This is a genomic window from Corynebacterium tuingiense (genome assembly GCF_046718165.1).
Taxonomy (GTDB): domain Bacteria; phylum Actinomycetota; class Actinomycetes; order Mycobacteriales; family Mycobacteriaceae; genus Corynebacterium.
This window is the reverse complement of record NZ_CP177101.1, coordinates 309,026-326,655: the sequence shown is the minus strand read 5'-3', so window position 1 is coordinate 326,655 and position 17,630 is coordinate 309,026. Positions and strand designations below refer to the sequence as shown.

The window sequence follows — 17,630 nt, the reverse complement described above, 5'->3', positions numbered from 1 at the left end:
GCGCTATGCGCTATCACCGTCTTAGTCGGTGTAGCCCTTCTGTACGGAGCCGTCCACAGGAATGCCTGGGCCGGAGGTGGTGGAGATGGTGGCGCGCTTGATGTAGATGCCCTTAGCGGAAGCAGGCTTCAGGCGCTGGATCTCATCCATGAGGGCGCCGTAGTTCTCAGCGAGCTTCTCAGCATCGAAGGAAGCCTTACCAAGGATGGCGTGCAGGTTTGCAGCCTTGTCCACGCGGAAGGAGATCTTACCGCCCTTAACCTCGCTAATTGCCTTAGCAACGTCATTGGTCACGGTACCGGTCTTCGGGTTAGGCATCAGACCACGTGGGCCCAAGACGCGGGCGACGCGGCCAACCTTGGCCATTTGGTCCGGGGTAGCGATGGCAACGTCGAAGTCCAGGTTGCCCTCGTTGATCTGCTCGATCAGCTCGGAAGTACCGACGATGTCAGCGCCAGCTTCCTGGGCTGCGGTTGCCTTCTCGCCCTCAGCGAAGACGGCGACGCGAACGTCCTTACCGGTGCCGTTAGGCAGGGACACGGTGCCGCGCACCAGCTGATCAGCCTTGCGTGGGTCAACGCCCAAGCGGAAGACGACATCAACGGTGGCGTCAAAGTTCTTGGAGGAGGTCTCCTTGGCCAGCTTTGCAGCCTCGATCGGACGGTACAGGCGGGACTTATCTACCAGTTCCGCAGCGGCCTTATAAGCCTTAGACTTGGTGCTCATTTAACAATTCCTTTTCTGGATTGGCGTGGTATTTGGCGGGCCGAAGCTGGCCCTACCACATAAAGTTTTTACTTCTCCGGTGCGCCATCAATGTTAAGGCCCATGGAGCGGGCGGTACCAGCGATGATGTGTGCGCCGGCCTCGATGTCGCGGGCGTTGAGGTCCTCGAACTTGGTCTGTGCAATTTCCTTGCACTGATCCCAGGTGACAGTGCCGACCTTATCGGTGTGCGGGACACCGGAGCCCTTCTGGACGCCTGCGGCCTTCAGCAGCAGCTTGGCTGCCGGCGGGGTCTTCAGCTTGAAGTCGAAGGAGCGGTCTTCGTAGACGGTGATCTCAACAGGGACCACGTTGCCACGCTGGTTTTCGGTAGCGGCGTTATAAGCCTTGCAGAATTCCATGATGTTGACGCCGTGGGCACCCAGTGCCGGGCCAACTGGCGGTGCCGGGTTAGCGGCGCCAGCCTCGATCTGCAGCTTGATGAAGCCGGAAACCTTCTTCTTTGGAGCCATCGAATTACCTCTTTCCTGTGGTACCGGGACCTGCGTCACGATGAATAACGCGGCCCGTCCGGATGCTCACCTCAGTGGGCCACCGGAGGATGAAACGATTTACGCGTGCGCACAGAAAAGGCGCACGGCGTTCCAGTCTAGAACACCGTGCGCCCTGCACAAAATCATTTTTAAGAAATGCGCTCGATTTCCGTCGGCGACAATTCCACTGGGGTTTCGCGGCCAAAGATGGAGACCAAGCCCTGCATCTTGCCTGTCTCCGGGTCGATTTCAGAAATGGTGGCGGACACGGCAGCCAACGGGCCGGACAGGATAGTGACGGCCTCGCCCACCTCGAAGTCGTGGGCGTACTTCTTGGCCACCTCCTTCTCCGGCAAGTCAACGACCTGCTCGCCCTCTTGCTCGTTTGGAGCGGCCTCGCCCTTGGTGGCGGGCGCTTCATTCGGCATGAGGAACTTGGCCACGTCGCGGGTCTTCACCGGCGTCGCGTTGCCCTCATTGCCCACGAAGGAGGTAACGCCTGGGGTTTCGCGGATGACCGACCAGGCGGCATCGTTAAGCTCAGCGCGCACTAGGACGTAGCCCGGCAGCAGCTTGCGCTTGACAATCTTTTTCTTGCCGTCCTTGTTTTCCATGATCTGCTCGATGGGGACGACGACCTCGAAGATGGAATCTTCCACCTCAAGGGTCTGCGCACGCATGTCGAGGTTGGTGCGCACCTTGTTCTCGTAACCGGAGTAGCACTGGATGATGTACCACTGGCCTGGCTGCTTCTTCAGCTCGCGGGTGAATTCACGCAAGCGCTTGCGGTAAGCGGCGTCCTCGGCCTCTTCCTCGGTTTCGGCGGAAGCCCCTGCAGCGTCCTCTTCTGCGGCGGGCTCGGCCTCTGCCGAGGGCTCGGACTCTGCTGCGGGGGCATCGGCAAGCGCAGCGTCTTCTGCGTCACCTGCGCCAGCCTCAGCAGGCGCTGCGGCCTCCTCTTGGGCGTCCTCGACTGCGCTGGCGTGCTCTGCCGCCTGCTCTTGCACGTTGGACTGCATGGCCTCCTCTAGGGAGGTTCCTGGGTTTTCGACGTTATTCTCGTCGCTCATGAGTGGTACTCCAAAATGTCATCGGCGCGTGTTGTAGAACCAGCCTACCCGCGGCGCGCGTGGGCAAAAAGTATCCCGCCGTTCCGGAGTGCGGAAACAGCGGGATAAAAGTTTATGGAGTTATTCTAACTAATTGGTCAGAATCTTCTCAACTCCGAGGCCAGCCAGGGTGTCAACGCCCCAGACCAAGGCGGTGATGACGATCAAGAAGGCGAACGTGATGAGGGTGTACTGCAGCATCTCTCCACGGGTGGGCCACACCACCTTCTTCATTTCAGAAACAACCTCGCCAGGGAATGCGGCGACGCCGCCACCCGGGCTGTCGGTGCGGTTTTTATCCTCAACGCGGACGACGTTCTTGTTCGCCGAGTCCGTGGAGGTCGTGGAAGCCGCACCAGAAAGCTGGCGCTTACCGGTGGGACGCGGGGCCGCCGAGTCCTTCGGCTGCTGCTCATCGCTCACAGCTAACCCTCCTTGGGAAATGAATTCTTTTTCCGAGCGCGATATTCCGCCCAGACATAACTTTGTCAACCCTAGCAAAAGGTGCACGGGCAGGAAAGCACGCCGGGGCGGATGCGCGCCGCTGTGACAAAAATATCCCCGCCATCTGGAAAGCAGATGACGGGGATCCTTGCAGGGGCGACAGGACTCGAACCTGCAACCTACGGTTTTGGAGACCGTTGCGCTACCAATTGCGCCACGCCCCTATTTTGTTATCCGTGACGCTTGAGCGCCACGCGCCGATGACCTTACCAGATCCCTAATTCCGCACGGAAACCAGTACGCCGCTAAGGCCATAGGCACGGTAGTAAAAAAGCGCCGCAATGGCGCTTTTCTTTCCCGGTAGCGATGGCGAGAATTGAACTCGCGACACAGCGATTATGAGTCGCTTGCTCTACCACTGAGCTACACCGCCATGGTGAACACCTTCATCCTGCAGGAAGACATTTCCTCCAGACATGAATGGAGCCCCCTGACAGAATCGAACTGTCGACCTTTTCCTTACCATGGAAACGCTCTGCCGACTGAGCTAAGGGGGCACATCCCAGCATCAAGCACATCTATATTTCGTTGTGCTCTCCGTTGCGGACTTCAATAATGTAACCTGGCACCTCCACTTTGCACAAATCGCCACGTCAGCGCCCCATAAGCGAGGAAATTTCTGGGGCTTATTCGATGCTGGCCCTCCCCGCCCGGTGTGCTTGAATGAAAGGCATGCTGGATCATAAAGACTGTCTTTCTATCGACGCCGCGAAGCTCTACTACAACTCCGGGTTTTCGCAGGCGGAGGTGGCGGCACACCTGGGGATTTCCCGGCCGACGGTCTCCAAATTGCTCACCCATGCCGCCGAGCGCGGCTTTGTCACCATGAGTATTACCGATCCCCGCGAGCAGTCCGATGAGCTGGTTTCTGCACTCTGCGAGCGCTTTTCGCTTGCCGATGCCCGCGTCACCGCCACCCCTCCCGGCGGATCCCTGCTTGCAGATCTAGGCAGCGCCGGCGCCGCCCTACTGGAAGAACTCATTACCGATCACACCTCGGTGGGCCTTTCCTGGGGCGAAACCATGTCCGCGGTGGCCTCCCATTTGCGCAAGCGGCCACTGGATGGCGTGGACATCATCCAGCTCAAGGGCGGGCATTCCCACTCGGATCGCTCCACTAAGGATCTGCAGACTATGCAGGCGTTTACCCAAGCCTTTAATGCCGAGGCACACCTGCTTCCCCTCCCGGTCATCTTCGATTCCGTTGAAGCCAAGGAATGGGTCTCCCGCGATAGGCATATTGCCAAGATTTTGCAGATGGGGGCATCAGTAAGCGTGGCAGTATTTACCGTCGGCGCCATGGAAAAAGAATCGCTCGCGCTTAACTTGGGATATCTCACCGAAAGCGAAGAGGAAGAATTGCTCACCAATGCGGTGGGAGATGTATGCTCGCGCTTTTTCACCGCCCAAGGCGATGTTGCCAGTCAGGCGGTGGATGAGCGCACCGTTGGCATTAGCCTGAGCGATTTAACAACACGCCCCACCCGCGTCTTAGTAGCCGGCGGTGCCCATAAGGCCGAGGCACTACAGGTCGCTTTGGATATGGGCCTTGCCACCCACCTAGTCACGGATCGAACTACGGCACACAAACTGGTGAACTCTACAGAGAGGCGCCTTCCTCACCATTAATGCACATTTGTTAATTATTTCATTGACATTGGTGCCACGGGGGCTAAACTGACTGGTGACACAGTCCACCAGTCAACGTTGAGGAGTACTCCATGTCTCAGACCGAGATTTCCACCCCGCACATCAATCCGCATGGCGCCCCCATCGCAGAGACCGTTTTGCTGCCCGGCGATCCCCTCCGCGCCAAATTCATCGCGGATACCTTCCTGGAAGATGTCGTCCAATTCAATGAAATCCGCAACATGCTGGGCTTTACCGGCACCTACAACGGCAAGCCCATCTCCGTTATGGGCACGGGTATGGGAATTCCCTCTATCGGTATCTACTCCTGGGAATTGATCCATAAGTTCGGTGCGAAGAAGCTCATCCGCGTCGGCTCCATCGGTGCTATGCAGGAAGACATCGAATTGCACGACGTCATCGTGGCAGCTTCTGCTTCTACCGATTCCAACTTCCTGTCACAGTATGACCTGCCTGGTACCTACGCCCCCACCGCATCCTGGAAGCTGCTCAAGGCGCTGGTAGATGAGGCCGAGCGCCAGGAGACCCCGATTCACGTGGGCAATATCCTAAGCACCGACACGTTCTACCACATGGACCAGACCGTCAACGGCCGCTGGGCACACATGGGCGTGCTTGGCGTGGAGATGGAATCCGCCGCGCTCTATGCCACCGCCGCCGAGGCCGGCGTCGACGCCTTGGGTCTATTCACCGTCTCAGACAATGTGGTCAACGGCACCCAGCTTTCTGCCGAGGACCGCCAGAGCGCATTCCACACCATGATGAAACTCGCCTTGCCGCTTAACGCAGTCGACTAAGCTCCTCCTGCCACAAAGGACTACTTCCATGCTGAAAAAAGTTAAGGCCATGCCGGAGGATCGCACCCAGGTTAACCCCAAGGCGGCCGTCCCTATCCTTCTTTTCGTCTTCGTCTTCTCTCTCATCATTGACAATGGATTCAAGACGATGACCATGCCGATCGCGCAAGCGCTGGAGATCTCCGATAAGACCGCTTCGCTGCAGGCCTCGCTGGCCGGCGTCATTATTGGTATCGGTGCCGTCGTCTACGCCGCCTTGGCGGACTCCATCTCTATTCGGAAGCTCATGCTTACCGGTATCGGGTTTGTGGCCGTGGGTTCCATCCTGGCCTTCATCTTCTCCGGTTCATGGGCCATGGTGCTGACCGGGCGTTTGATTCAAACCACCGGTTTGGCCGCCGCTGAGACGCTTTATGTCATCTACGTGACCAAGCACTTGAGCGAGGATGATCAAAAGACCTACCTCGGTTTTTCCACCGCCGCCTTCCAGGCCGGCCTGCTCATTGGTGCGCTGACCTCCGGGTTCATCTCCACCTACGTGTCCTGGACGGCGATGTTTCTCATCCCACTTATCCTCCTGCTCACCATTCCGACCATCATTAAAAATGTGCCGGAAGATGAGGCTGTGGAGGGCCACCTGGACGCAATAGGCTTGTTCTTTGTCGCCATCTTCGCCAGCGCCCTCATCCTGTTTATGCAGGACTACGTCTGGTACTGGCTCGTCTTGGCGGCCATTGGCCTGGTCCTTTTCATCGTGCACATCAAGAACGCAAAGAACCCCGTGGTCACCCCGGAATTCTTCACCAACGGACGCTACGTGTGGACCATCGTCATGGTGCTCTTTGTCTATTCCACTCAGCTGGGCTTTATCTTCTTGCTTCCCTATGCAGCCCAGGACATGCATGGCATGAGCCTCGACCGCGCTTCATTGTTGCTCATTCCGGGCTATGCCTGCGCCGTGCTCGTCGGTATTTTGTCCGGCAAGATCGGCACGGTGCTCTCGTCTCGATCCACCATCTATACCGCTTTTGCTTTGGTTGCAGGTTCCTTATTCATTGCCGCGCTCTTTGCACAGGTTCACGTGGCCGTGCTTGTTATCACCATCATTGCCTTTGCCAGCGGCTTTTCCCTGATGTACGCACCACTGGTCAATACTGCGCTGCGCAATATCACCGCGGCCAAGTCCGGTATCGCCATCGGCTTTTATAACCTCACCATCAATATCGCCATCCCACTGGGCATTGCGTACACCGCCAAGCTGATGGAGTCCACCAGCTACACCACCACCCTGTTCATTCTCACCGTCATCGCCCTCTTCGGTTCCGCGCTGTACATCATTTCGGATCTGAAGATGGCTAAAAACGAACCCGCCGCAGTTTCCTAAAGGAGAAAATCATGACTTCCCAGAATCTCACCCGCTCAGACGTTGCTTCCTATATCGATCACACCCTGCTCAAGCCGGAGGCCACCCCGGAGCAATTCCGCGCCCTGGTAGAAGAGGCCACCAAGCTTGGTACCTACGCCGTGTGCGTCTCCCCTTCCGCCCTGCCGCTCGAGACCCCGGAGTCCCTCCACGTTGCCACGGTCGTGGGCTTTCCCTCCGGCGCCGTCAAGCCGGAAATCAAGGCCGCTGAGGCCGCCCGCGCGGTTGCCGATGGCGCCGAGGAAGTAGACATGGTCATCAACATCCCGCTGGCCATCGAGGGCCGCGCCGAGGAGCTGCAGGCAGAAATCCAGGCCGTGCGCGATGCCATCCCAGGCAAGGTGCTCAAGGTCATCATCGAGTCTGCCGCGCTTTCCGATGCCGCCATCGTCCTCGCCTGCCAGGCCTCCGCTGCCGCCCAGGCGGACTTTGTCAAGACCTCCACCGGCTTCCACCCCGCCGGCGGCGCCTCCACCCACGCGGTAAAGCTCATGCGCGAGACCGTAGGCGACAAGCTGGGTGTGAAGGCCTCCGGCGGCATCCGCACCGCCAAGGATGCCCTCGCCATGATCGAGGCCGGCGCCAGCCGCCTGGGGCTGTCCTCCTCCGCCAAGATCCTCGAGGAGCTTTAAGCCATGTCTGTGGATACGAGCTTCGATTTCGACTACGCCCGCACCTGGGCCGAACACGATCCGGATGCGGACACCGCCCGCCAGGTGCTGACGTGGATCGAGGAAGATAATTCCGAAGAACTCGCCGCCGCCTTCGCTGGCCCCCTGAACTTTGGTACCGCAGGCCTGCGCGCTGCCGTGGGCGCGGGCGAATCCCGCATGAACCGCGCGGTGGTTATTCGCACCACCTACGGGCTTATCACCTGGCTCAAGCAGCAGGTGGATACCCCAGTCGTGGTCATTGGCTGCGATGCCCGTCACGGCTCCGCGCAATTCCAGCGCGATGCCGCGCAGGTCATCTCCGCCGCAGGTGGCAAGGCCCTGGTCCTGCCCGCGCAGAACCCTACCCCACTGACCGCTTTCACGGTCCGTTCCCTGGGCGCGGATGCCGGCATTATGGTCACCGCCTCCCACAACCCGCCTGCCGATAATGGCTACAAGGTCTACCTGGGCGGCCGCGTTGCCACCGGCCCGGGCGAGGGCGTGCAGCTTATCTCCCCAGCCGATAAGGAGATCGCCGCCGCCATTGCTGAAGCCCCCTATGCCGACGAGATCCCGCTCACCTCCGATCACATCGAGGACGTCGATACCCGTGCGGAGTACCTCGAGCGCGCCGCCGCGTTGGTCGGTGAAAATACCGATATCACCATCGCGCTGACCGCCATGCACGGCGTAGGTGCCGAACTGGGCAAGGAACTGCTGTCTCGCTGCGGCTTTAGCGTCTCGCTGGTGTCAGAGCAGGCCGCTCCTGACCCAGATTTCCCTACGGTCTCCTTCCCCAACCCGGAGGAGCCCGGCGCGCTGGATCTTGGCATTCAGCATGCCGAGAAAATCGGCGCCGATATCCTTATCGCTTATGACCCTGACGCCGATCGCTGCGCCGCCGTCGTGCCTACCGATGGCACCTGGCGCCAGCTCAGTGGCGATGAGACCGGCGCCTTGCTTGGCGATTATCTCGCCCGCCGCGGCGCTACCGGCAACTTCGCCAACTCCCTCGTATCGTCCCGCCTGCTCGGGCGCATCGCCGCGCACTACGGCCTCGGCCACGAGGAAACCCTGACCGGTTTCAAGTGGATCGCCCGCACCCCGGAGCTCGCCTTCGGCTATGAAGAAGCCATTGGTTTCTGCCCCGATCCCAACGCAGTGCGCGACAAGGACGGCATCTCCACCTCCGTGGTGCTCGCCAGCCTCGCCGCCGAATGCAAGGCAGCCGGAAGCAGCCTCCTAGGCCGCTTGGACGACATCTACGCCACGGTCGGCGCCCTGCACACGCAGCCGCTGACCTTCCGCGTCGAGGACCTGAGCCTGATTACCCAAGCAATGGAAAAAGTTTCTACCACCCCACCGACCGAGCTCGCCGGCTCCCCGGTGTCCAAGGGGGAAAAGTTTGCCCAAGGCTCGAAGTTCTTCACCGATAACGATGACCGCGTTATCGTTCGCCCCTCCGGCACCGAGCCCAAGCTCAAGTGCTACCTGGAGTCCCCCGACGCCGGTCGCCTCGATGCCATCGCGGCCGATCTGCGCGATTACTTCGGGCTCTAAGCCCTCAAAGCCGGGTTATGCCCTGTGCACCTATTGAGGCCCGCTGTTTCCACTACTTGGACAGCAGCGAGCCTGTAAAGCAGACTTTCATTGCAGCTGCACTGGCTTATGCAGGTTGGGCCCTATGATCTCGTCAACCTCCAACAAATCCAGTATGGAATAGTTTCTCGAGTTCCCAGCCTGGCCAAGATGAAGAGATTTAAAGGCAACTGACGCTGCTAAATTCTTGGGATCCAGGTCATGTTGGATGCTCGCGATAAGCAATTGATCGATCCCATTTACTAAAAGTGGGATAACTTTATCCGCGACGGATTCGATCCCGTTACCTACAACCCGTCCGCTGTGGACGATCAAATTTCGCTTCCGGTATAGACGCTGAAATTCCCTTTGCAGAATACCGGAAGTGCGTTCGAAGATTTCGCTTGGATTATTAAAAGCTTCTTGCATCTTGCCGATAGCTAGTTGATCGACGGGATCGAGAAGATAAAAATCATTCCGCTCTAGGATTACACTCTCCATTAGCTTTGCTCTCTCTATGCTAGCTTCCGCATTTTTGATCTGCGCTGCTACCGAGCACTCGCCTTTGTAACGATCTGCATAATTCTTAGCTAACCACGTCATTTCGGTACGAAAATAACTCGCCGCGACTACGCGCGCCATTCTTTCGGCACCAATTCGATCATCCTCGCCCGAATCCACTAAAAGGGATTCGATGGCAACCCATCCATTGACAAGAGCCACGTGGGGATTGTTCGTCTGAAGAGGTTCTATAATAGCCAGAATATTTCTGGGTTTATTTCCGATTTCCAAATGGTGGAGAGTGTCCGCCCTCTGGAATGCACGGAGTTTCAAAGGTTGGATTCCCCGCCGAGTGGGAAAGGAGTTCCCTTTTTCTTTAGACCACATGACAGGAAGAATGGAGAACCGGTTTTCGGATCCAGATTCAAACTTAAAAGATAGCTGCGACAGTAATTGTTGTGCTTGACTGGCAGCTTCGTTTACGTCACGTGCTTGCACATTAAGTATGAAACCGCCATGATGACGCTCGGTCTTTGCCTGAGGAGCGTGCTTGTGTTTCCACTGCTTCAGTTGTTTTGCACTAAGCCACTCAGAGGGTGGCGTAGATGAATGAAGAAAGTCAGGAGCGCGGTCGACAGGAACTGCAAAGCTAAAGTTCTTAGCCTTATATTTTATCCTCTTGTCTAATTCACGCAGGAGGGTGGAGAATTCGCAGTGGTCATCCGCAGTTTTGTAGTCATGTATAACGCTATAGATGCTTGGTGCAGGCACGCCACAGTAAAGCAAGTGCGACACGATACGCTTCGCAGTTCCCTCTACATCTAGATTTCCAGCTTTACTTGGAGACTCGAATACATCTGCCCAATTTTGTAGATAGGTCTGCTTCAAATCTTGTGCGTGCTTCTCAGCTAGCTGGACATCGTGACTATTCGCATTGCTAGCGGAACCGATATTATCCACAATGCTATTAAGGTTCTTTTGGATAGAGGATACTCCCAAATCATTTCCAAGAGCCTTACGCATATGCCCACGCAGCTCCTTTAATGCTGCTGAGCTGGTCCCAGGGATCCTCGATTCGTTTAAGGCCTCATCGACCAACTCGAGAGTGCCAGCGCGCCAATCCCTCCGGTGCCAAGGGGTGGTGCGGGAGGTCAATTCAAGCATACGAGGCACTATGCCTTCTAGCTTTTCTGGTTTGATGATGATCATCGGTGTGCTAACCTAAAAGTTGCAAATGGGAATCACGTAAAAGATATGTCATTACCTTTGTACATTGACATTCTTTTGCCTGTACTCCCATTCTAGCTTCAGAGGCGCTCCCCTTCTTATGGGTTGAGCGCCTCTTTTTATGTGCACCTGCCCCGGATGGCTTAAACCGCGGCCTAAACACACATTTTGTCGTTTAAGCCAAGGCTGAGGCACTCCATCGCACTAACCGCGAAGAAGCCCCACAAGCTTGTGCTTGTGGGGCTCTGTGTTGTGCCAGGTAGAAGATTCGAACTTCTGAAGGCAATGCCGGCGGATTTACAGTCCGCTCCCTTTGGCCGCTCGGGCAACCTGGCATGCACTCTGTGGTGCGTGTATGTACTTTACTATGAAGCACCCACCTACCTCCAAATCGCCAGCGCAGCGGGGAGAAATGGGGTGTGTAGGAGGGGTGCAGGCAAGCAGCTAGCCCACGCGGCGAACGGTGTAGTCCGCGAGCTGGCGCAGCGCTTGGCTAGCGGAATTTTCCGGCAGTACGGAAAGCTGTTCTTCTACAGTGCGTAGGTAGGCGTTGATGTCCTCTAGCGCCCTCTGACGGCCGCCAGACTGGCGCAGGAGCTCGATGGCACGCTCGACCTCAGCATCGGTTTCTAGGGGGCCTGTCAGCAGCTCACGCAGCTGGTCGCCCACTTCCCCGTCCTCTTCCAAGGCGTAGAGGACCGGGAGGGTAAACACGCCCTCGCGCAGGTCCGTGCCCGGGGTCTTTCCGGAGTCCTTCGGATCGGAGAAGATATCGATGACATCGTCCACGATCTGGAAGATCATGCCGATGGCACCGCCAATGCGGTACAGGGCCGCAGCGTGATCGGCCGAAGCGCCGGAGTGGTAAGCGCCAAGGTAGCCGGCCGAGGCGATAAGCACCGCGGTCTTTTCCTGAATAACGGCCATGTAGTGGTCCACGGGGTTGGCTTCACCGGCACCGATGGTCTCGCGCATCTGGCCGGTCACCAGCTCTTCAAAGGTATCCGCGAAGTGGCCCACGGTATGGGTATCTAGTTGGCTCATCAGACGAGAGGCGTGCGCGAGGAGGGCATCGCCGGCAAGGATGGCTACGGAGTTATTCCACCGAGAGTTGGCGGATTCCACGCCGCGGCGGCGGTCCGCCTCATCCATCACATCATCGTGGTACAGGGTGGCAACGTGCACCATCTCCACAACGGTGGCAGACTTAATAACCTCTTCACAGCCCGGTTTGGCGCCGTACTCAGAGGCAAGCAGTGCCATCATCGGGCGGAAGCGCTTGCCGCCTGCCTTGGACAGATGGCTTACCTTGTCCTTCAAGAAGTCCTGGCCGCGGTCAGTTTCACTGCGCAGCTTTTCTTCTACTGCTTCCATGCCCGCGCCAATGCGTTCATTAAGCTGTGGATCACCAAGATCCACGTGAGTGGCATGCGAGTGGCCGTGAGTCATTAAATAGCGTTCCTTGCAATTAAAAGCCAGAGATAATCGTTTATCTACCGTAGTCCAAACCAGCCCCCTTAACACACTTGAGGGGTTGAACTAGTGCAATGATAGTCCCTATGTCGGAACAGATCGATTCCCCCCGCCCTGTCGAAGTCGCCATTATCGGTGCAGGACCCGCAGGAAGTGCCGCGGCCATCCACGCCGCCCGCGCTGGTTATGAGACTGTCCTCATTGATTCAGCCACCTTCCCCCGCGATAAAACCTGCGGCGATGGGCTCACCCCACGGGCAATGCACCAGCTAGACAAGCTCGGCATCACCGTTAACGCCTTCTACCGCACCCGAGGGCTTAAACTGCACGGCTACGGCGGGAACGTTACCGCCCCGTGGCCGCAGACCTATCCTTCCCAGGTGGGCACTGCCCTGCCGCGCTTTAGGCTCGATGCCCAGTTGGCAGAGGCCGCCACTGCCGCAGGCGCGACGCTTATCTCTGGTACCCCCGCGAGCGCCCCAGTCATGGAGGGCAACCGGGTGACCTCGTTTCGCATTGGCGAGCTGATTATTCAGCCGAAATGGCTCATCGTGGCCGATGGCGTGCGTTCTACCTTTGGCAAGCAACTGGGCCGCACCTGGCACCGGGATGAGGTCTATGGCATCGCCGCGCGCTCCTATGCCGCCTCCCCTCAAGCAACCGAGCCATGGATGCACTCGCACGTGGAATTAAAAGATGAAGATGATGCAGTCCAGCCCGGCTACGGGTGGATTTTCCCGTTGGGTGCAGAGCTTGGGCAGGTCAATATCGGCGTCGGCGCGCTGTCGACCGCGCAGCGGCCGGCCAAGATTAATACCAAAAAGTTGCTGGAGTTCTACGCCGCCCAGCAGCGCGCGGAGTGGGGCCTTGGGGACATCGAACACGTCACCTCTGCCCTGCTGCCCATGGGCGGGGCGGTCTCTAATGTAGCGGGGGCCAACTGGATGCTCATTGGCGATGCCGCCGCTTGCGTGAATCCTTTAAACGGCGAGGGCATCGACTACGGCCTCGAGACCGCAGCGCTCGCGGTGGGCATGCTCGGGCCGAAGGATTTCACCCTCGCGTGGCCAGCTACCCTGCGCGAGCACTACGGCGAATCCTTCCTGCTTGCGCGCACCGCCGCCCGCCTGTTGACCTACCCGCAATTCCTGCCCGTGGCGGGCCCATTAGCACTGCGCGGGCCGGTGGGCCGCTTGCTGATGCCCGCCGCAGCCCGCCTCATGGGCAACCTCATCACGGAGGAGGACCGCGACCTTATCGCCCGCCTGTGGCGCACGGCCGGCCGCAGCGTAGGCGCCATCCGGCGCGATACGCCCCTGTGGGCCTCCACCGCGGCGGTCTAGGAGGGCTGCAGGAGGGGTTTACTTCGGGGCATCCGCAAGCGGCTTCGTTGCCGAGTGCAAGGCAACGATGCCCAAGGTGAGGTTTTGCCAGCCCGCGTCGGTCCAGCCGTTGCGGTTGATGGCCGCCGCCAACTCCTCTTGTCCAGGCCAAGCGCGGATGGATTCCGCGAGGTAAATATAGGCATCCGGGTTGGAGGAGACCACGCGCGCTACCGGGGGCAGCAGGCGCATGAGGTATTCCTTGTACACGGTGCCGAATACCGGGACGATGGGCGTGGAAAATTCCGCCACCGCCAGGCGCCCGCCCGGCTTGGTCACGCGCGCCATTTCCCGCAGCCCCAGCTCGTAATCGTGGATATTGCGCAGGCCATAGGAGATGGTGACGGCGTCAAACGTATTATCCGCAAAGGGCAATTTCATGCCATCGCCGGCCACCTTGGGCACGTCGCGCTCGCTTCCGGCGGCAAGCATGCCGCGCGAAAAATCGCAGGCTACGCACCACGCGCCGGATTTGGACAGCTCTTCTGTAGACACCGCGGTTCCGGCCGCGAGGTCAAGAACCTTTTCCCCCGGCTGCAGGTTAAGGCGCTCGCGGGTGCGCTTGCGCCAGCGCTTGTCCTGCCCAAAGGACAGGATGGTATTGGTGAGGTCGTATTTTTCGCCGACGGCGTCAAACATGCGCGCGACGTCGAAGGGCTTTTTATCCAGATCTGCCTTAGACACAAATGCCTAGTCTAGGCTACGCGTGCGCCGAGGGCACGAGCCGCCCACCGCGGTAGCTCCGGGCGCTGCCCCAAAATGGTCAGCGGCACCCGGCGGGTATCTTCTAACACCTCTTCGTAGTAGCCCACCAGCTGCTCGCACAGCGCGGTCCACGTCTTAGAAGAAATGGAGGCGCGGGCATTATCCCGCAACTCCGCATGGATCTCTGGGTTTAAAAGCGCATCGACGGCATTGGGCAGATCCTCGACAAAGCTATCCACGTCTAAGAGCAGGCCGTTATAGCCTTCCTGGATAAGGTCCACGGGCCCGCCTGCCCGCGGGCCGATGGTGGGCACGCCAGAGGCTTGGGCCTCCTGGATGGACTGGCAGAAGGTTTCAAATTCGCCGGCGTGCACAAATACATCGAGCGAGGCATAGGCCTGGGCCAGTTCCTCACCGCTGAGCGCGCCGGTGAACACGGCGCTGGGAAGCTGCGCCTCCAGCAGAGGGCGCTCTGGACCGTCACCGACGATGACCAGCTGAATATCCTCGCGACCATTGAGGGCGGACAGGCGGTGCACGCCCTTTTCCGCGGCCAAGCGGCCGACGAAGCCGACGATGTTTTTCTTTCCGCTCCGATCCCAGCTGCGGCGCAGCACAGCAGAGCGTTTTTCGGGATGGAATAGCTCGGCATTGACGCCGCGGCCCCAGTGGCGCACGTGCTTGATGTGGTGTTTTTCCAAATCCCGGATGGTCAGCGAGGATGGCGCCAAGGTCATCTGGCAGGAGTTGTGGATCGTGCGCAGCCACTCCCACACGGCGTAAGCCAAGGCGGAGGCGTGGTACTTGGTGGCGAAGCCTGCGACATCGGTTTGGTAGAGCGCCACTGCCGGAATGCGCTGTTGGCGGGCCGAAAATGCGCCCGCCGCACCCAGCACAAACGGGCTAGCTAGGTGGATAATATCAGGCTTAAACTTCCGCAGCGCATCATCCACGGCCGTGGTCGGCACGCCCACCGGCAACGAATCCACCAGCGGCACGCGCACGGTGGGCACGCGGTAGATGGGAAAGCCCAAGTAATCGGGGATTTCTTCTTGGCCCTCGCGGGCACCGGGGGCGATGACAATCGCATCGTGTCCGGTTTCGTGCAGGTGCTCCAAAACGCGCAGCACCGAGTTTGTCACGCCATTGACATTGGGGAGGAACGATTCGGCCACGATTGCAACTCGCATGCCACCATAATGGCCTATTTTTCTTGGCCTTTGGTGAATCCAATGAAAAATCTAGGTAAATTATTTTTCAGCGCGACTTTCAGCCCGGCGGGTGGTCACAGTAATAAGCCGCCACAAACCCACGGCGGCAAGCGTAGACACAACCGCCACGGATAGCGCCGGTATGACCGCCAAGGTCCACTCGCGGCCTTCTACCTTTACCAGGTCCGGGTTATCTTCAGCATACTGCACCCATACCTGCTGGCCCTCGCCCAGATCCGTGGGGTAGAGCAATCCTTGCCGTGGGGAATGATAGATCCCGTCGCTATCTTGAAAATCCACGGTGGTGCGCAGCACGCCAACGTCTTTGACCGTTGCCAAGGCCCGGCTAGGCTGCGCGGAAATGGCGCGATCATTGAGGAAGGGCCCTACCACCAGGCCCACCGACCCCACGATCAGCGCCACATAGATGGCCAGCACAAGCTGGTGCAGCCGGCGCCGAAAAACCGCGGGCCTATAGCGCGGGGCCACTTACTGGCCCACCTTCTGCGTGAGCTTATCCTGCAGCGCCCGGCGCGTGGCACGGGTGGTCTGCGCCTCCACGATGGTGATGCCCGTGGAGTATTCCTTGAGCTCTGCCAGGGTATCCAGCAGCTCCTGCGGGGTGGTCACCAAGCGGTAGTCGGCGCCATACGCCTCAGCCAGCTTGCCGATGCCCACCCCATGCGGCGTGCCAAAGGCCGGCTCGAAGGCATCGCGAAGCGCGGGCGCGCCTTGCTCCAGGGTCTCGAAGATGCCGCCGCCATTGTCATTGGCCACCACGATGGTGAGGTTCTCTGGCCGCGGCTGGTCCTCCGGGATCAGCAGCCCATTGGCATCGTGCAAAAAGGTCACATCCCCTACCAGGGCCATCACGCGTGGGGCGCGCCAATTGGTGGGATCCAGCGATTGCGTGGCCAGGGCGACGCCGATGGCTTGGGAGACGGTGCCATCGATGCCGGCCACCCCGCGCGGGGCGTAGGTATCCACGCCATCGAAGGGCATACCGATGAGGGAGGCATCGCGCACCGGATTCGAGGCGCCGAGTATCACCGTGTCATTGACCGCGAGCGTATCGCCTACCGCCGCCGCTACGTGCAGGCCGGTGAACCCGAGTTCTTCATCCTCCAGGGTTGTGCGCACGGCTTCGCCGGCCATGTCGGTCGCGCCCTGGCAAATCTTGAGCCACTCGCGGCTTGGCTCCCCGGTGGTCTTAACGGTGGTGCCAAGGCGCGCGTTATCCCCGCGCTGGTTGGTAAAATCCGCCGTGCGCGAGAGCACCACCAGCTCGATATCCGGGTCATTCATCAGCGCGAGCACGCCGCGATGCAGCGTGGGATGACCCACCACGATGACCTGCTCGACCTTGGTATTGACCACGTAGTCATTCGCGGAGACCTGCGCCTTGCGGAAAATATGCGCCGCAGCCGGGTGCACGGGTTGGAACGGCCCCGGCGCGGAGGGCTCCGCGATGGTCGGCACGTCTTCTAAGCCCTCAACCTCCCAGGCCTCATCGCCGGCGATGACGAGGGTATTTTTGCTCAAGTCCACCGCGACCTCGCCGTGGTCATAAAACCGCGGGGTGGCCGCGCGGGTACCGTCGCCACCTACCCGTTCCGGCAAGCTATCTCCTACTAGCGGCGCGTCAAAGGCAATATTGATATGCACCTGGAGATCGCGCTCAAACCGCTCCGCAAGAGCGGCGATATCCTCTGCCGCATTGACCTGGGTGGTATCCGCATAGACGCCGAAGATGCCATCTTGCACGATGGTTTGGGAAGCGCCGGTGCCGATCAACCGCTCCGGGCGGTCCGCGCTGATTATGGCGAGCGGGGTATGCGAATAGTGCGCCTCAACCACCGCGGGCAGCGTATTGGCCACGGCCGTGCCGGAGGTCATCACCACCCCGACGTGGCGGTGCTGCACGCGCGCCATGCCCAAGGCGGTAAACGCAGCGCCGCGCTCATCAATGCGCGTATGCACCCGGATATCCTCGCGCGCGAGGAGCGCGAGCGACAGCGGTGCGTTGCGGGAACCCGGGCACAGCACCACATCGGTAAGGTGGCGCGCCAATTGGGCGGCCACCTGTTCAGCCAGCTGCATCGATTCATTCATGCTGCCAGATTTTACCTACTGCGCCGCAGCGGCCGGCAATCGGCAA

At 59.4% G+C, this 17,630-nt stretch carries 16 protein-coding genes and 4 tRNA genes; 6 read left to right on the top strand and 14 right to left on the bottom strand.

The annotated features are described in order from the left end of the window. Positions 1-21 precede the first annotated feature (21 nt). The 7 genes from rplA to ACLI1T_RS01595 all read right to left on the bottom strand — a co-directional run bounded on the left by rplA (position 22) and on the right by ACLI1T_RS01595 (position 3,369). Positions 22-726 (bottom strand): 50S ribosomal protein L1, encoded by a 705-nt coding sequence (gene rplA, locus ACLI1T_RS01625; protein WP_023025157.1) that lies wholly within the window; start codon positions 724-726, stop codon positions 22-24. Positions 727-794: 68 nt separating this feature from the next. Then, entirely contained in the window at positions 795-1,238 is a 444-nt protein-coding gene (gene rplK / locus ACLI1T_RS01620; RefSeq protein ID WP_023016714.1) for a 50S ribosomal protein L11, read from the bottom strand. 170 nt (positions 1,239-1,408) lie between these two features. After that, on the bottom strand, positions 1,409-2,329 hold the full coding sequence (gene nusG / locus ACLI1T_RS01615; RefSeq protein WP_023025156.1) for a transcription termination/antitermination protein NusG: 921 nt from the start codon (positions 2,327-2,329) through the stop codon (positions 1,409-1,411). A gap of 129 nt (positions 2,330-2,458) precedes the next feature. Further along, on the bottom strand, positions 2,459-2,791 hold the full coding sequence (gene secE, locus ACLI1T_RS01610; protein WP_284869936.1) for a preprotein translocase subunit SecE: 333 nt from the start codon (positions 2,789-2,791) through the stop codon (positions 2,459-2,461). Positions 2,792-2,963: 172 nt separating this feature from the next. Then, a tRNA-Trp gene (locus ACLI1T_RS01605) sits at positions 2,964-3,036 on the bottom strand. Positions 3,037-3,173: 137 nt separating this feature from the next. Beyond that, positions 3,174-3,245 (bottom strand) — tRNA-Met (locus tag ACLI1T_RS01600). 48 nt (positions 3,246-3,293) lie between these two features. Beyond that, positions 3,294-3,369 (bottom strand) — tRNA-Thr (locus tag ACLI1T_RS01595). A 175-nt stretch (positions 3,370-3,544) separates the two neighbouring features. Between ACLI1T_RS01595 and ACLI1T_RS01590 the strand changes: the two genes are divergently transcribed. The 5 genes from ACLI1T_RS01590 (at position 3,545) to ACLI1T_RS01570 (ending at position 8,955) form a co-directional block, all read left to right on the top strand. Further along, positions 3,545-4,501: a sugar-binding transcriptional regulator gene (locus tag ACLI1T_RS01590; protein ID WP_349853322.1), complete on the top strand. Its 957-nt coding sequence runs from the start codon at positions 3,545-3,547 to the stop codon at positions 4,499-4,501. Positions 4,502-4,593: 92 nt separating this feature from the next. Continuing rightward, positions 4,594-5,319 (top strand): purine-nucleoside phosphorylase, encoded by a 726-nt coding sequence (deoD, locus tag ACLI1T_RS01585; protein WP_023025153.1) that lies wholly within the window; start codon positions 4,594-4,596, stop codon positions 5,317-5,319. Between the two features lie 28 nt (positions 5,320-5,347). Next, on the top strand, positions 5,348-6,703 hold the full coding sequence (locus ACLI1T_RS01580) for an MFS transporter (protein ID WP_411702867.1): 1,356 nt from the start codon (positions 5,348-5,350) through the stop codon (positions 6,701-6,703). Positions 6,704-6,714: 11 nt separating this feature from the next. Beyond that, positions 6,715-7,374, top strand: a complete 660-nt coding sequence (gene deoC / locus ACLI1T_RS01575) for a deoxyribose-phosphate aldolase (protein WP_349853326.1) — start codon at positions 6,715-6,717, stop codon at positions 7,372-7,374. 3 nt (positions 7,375-7,377) lie between these two features. Continuing rightward, entirely contained in the window at positions 7,378-8,955 is a 1,578-nt protein-coding gene (locus ACLI1T_RS01570) for a phospho-sugar mutase (protein WP_411702866.1), read from the top strand. An 87-nt stretch (positions 8,956-9,042) separates the two neighbouring features. Here the strand turns inward: ACLI1T_RS01570 and ACLI1T_RS01565 are convergent, their stop codons facing one another. From ACLI1T_RS01565 to ACLI1T_RS01555, 3 genes are all read right to left on the bottom strand, one after another. After that, complete coding sequence (locus tag ACLI1T_RS01565) at positions 9,043-10,683, bottom strand: hypothetical protein (protein ID WP_349853329.1); 1,641 nt, start codon at positions 10,681-10,683, stop codon at positions 9,043-9,045. A gap of 271 nt (positions 10,684-10,954) precedes the next feature. Further along, a tRNA-Tyr gene (locus ACLI1T_RS01560) sits at positions 10,955-11,036 on the bottom strand. A gap of 109 nt (positions 11,037-11,145) precedes the next feature. Continuing rightward, on the bottom strand, positions 11,146-12,150 hold the full coding sequence (locus ACLI1T_RS01555) for a polyprenyl synthetase family protein (protein ID WP_005281118.1): 1,005 nt from the start codon (positions 12,148-12,150) through the stop codon (positions 11,146-11,148). Positions 12,151-12,248: 98 nt separating this feature from the next. Here ACLI1T_RS01555 and ACLI1T_RS01550 point away from each other — a divergent pair, with 98 nt between their 5' ends. After that, positions 12,249-13,517 carry a geranylgeranyl reductase family protein gene (locus tag ACLI1T_RS01550; RefSeq protein ID WP_411702865.1) on the top strand — a complete coding sequence of 423 codons (1,269 nt, stop codon included), beginning with the start codon at positions 12,249-12,251 and terminating at the stop codon, positions 13,515-13,517. A gap of 18 nt (positions 13,518-13,535) precedes the next feature. On the opposite strand, the gene ACLI1T_RS01545 is transcribed toward ACLI1T_RS01550, so the two are convergent. From ACLI1T_RS01545 to menD, 4 genes are read right to left on the bottom strand one after another with little or no spacing between them, the layout of a single operon-like run. Then, a complete protein-coding gene (locus ACLI1T_RS01545) occupies positions 13,536-14,240 on the bottom strand; it encodes a demethylmenaquinone methyltransferase (protein ID WP_349853331.1) in 705 nt (234 codons plus the stop codon). 11 nt (positions 14,241-14,251) lie between these two features. Next, a complete protein-coding gene (locus ACLI1T_RS01540) occupies positions 14,252-15,451 on the bottom strand; it encodes a glycosyltransferase family 1 protein (RefSeq protein ID WP_349853332.1) in 1,200 nt (399 codons plus the stop codon). A 60-nt stretch (positions 15,452-15,511) separates the two neighbouring features. After that, entirely contained in the window at positions 15,512-15,961 is a 450-nt protein-coding gene (locus ACLI1T_RS01535; RefSeq protein WP_349853334.1) for a DUF3592 domain-containing protein, read from the bottom strand. Beyond that, positions 15,962-17,584, bottom strand: a complete 1,623-nt coding sequence (gene menD / locus ACLI1T_RS01530) for a 2-succinyl-5-enolpyruvyl-6-hydroxy-3-cyclohexene-1-carboxylic-acid synthase (protein ID WP_411702864.1) — start codon at positions 17,582-17,584, stop codon at positions 15,962-15,964. Between the last annotated feature and the right edge of the window lie 46 nt (positions 17,585-17,630).

Excerpts from the sequence above, each read along its gene's own strand:
- ACLI1T_RS01540 (WP_349853332.1), bottom strand. The coding sequence starts at position 15,451 with ATGCGAGTTGCAATCGTGGCCGAATCGTTCCTCCCCAATGTCAATGGC.
- ACLI1T_RS01570 (WP_411702866.1), top strand. The coding sequence starts at position 7,378 with ATGTCTGTGGATACGAGCTTCGATTTCGACTACGCCCGCACCTGGGCC.
- rplK (WP_023016714.1), bottom strand. The coding sequence starts at position 1,238 with ATGGCTCCAAAGAAGAAGGTTTCCGGCTTCATCAAGCTGCAGATCGAG.
- menD (WP_411702864.1), bottom strand. The coding sequence starts at position 17,584 with ATGAATGAATCGATGCAGCTGGCTGAACAGGTGGCCGCCCAATTGGCG.
- ACLI1T_RS01550 (WP_411702865.1), top strand. The coding sequence starts at position 12,249 with ATGATAGTCCCTATGTCGGAACAGATCGATTCCCCCCGCCCTGTCGAA.
- deoC (WP_349853326.1), top strand. The coding sequence starts at position 6,715 with ATGACTTCCCAGAATCTCACCCGCTCAGACGTTGCTTCCTATATCGAT.
- ACLI1T_RS01555 (WP_005281118.1), bottom strand. The coding sequence starts at position 12,150 with ATGACTCACGGCCACTCGCATGCCACTCACGTGGATCTTGGTGATCCA.
- nusG (WP_023025156.1), bottom strand. The coding sequence starts at position 2,329 with ATGAGCGACGAGAATAACGTCGAAAACCCAGGAACCTCCCTAGAGGAG.
- deoD (WP_023025153.1), top strand. The coding sequence starts at position 4,594 with ATGTCTCAGACCGAGATTTCCACCCCGCACATCAATCCGCATGGCGCC.
- ACLI1T_RS01565 (WP_349853329.1), bottom strand. The coding sequence starts at position 10,683 with ATGATCATCATCAAACCAGAAAAGCTAGAAGGCATAGTGCCTCGTATG.
- rplA (WP_023025157.1), bottom strand. The coding sequence starts at position 726 with ATGAGCACCAAGTCTAAGGCTTATAAGGCCGCTGCGGAACTGGTAGAT.
- ACLI1T_RS01580 (WP_411702867.1), top strand. The coding sequence starts at position 5,348 with ATGCTGAAAAAAGTTAAGGCCATGCCGGAGGATCGCACCCAGGTTAAC.
- ACLI1T_RS01590 (WP_349853322.1), top strand. The coding sequence starts at position 3,545 with ATGCTGGATCATAAAGACTGTCTTTCTATCGACGCCGCGAAGCTCTAC.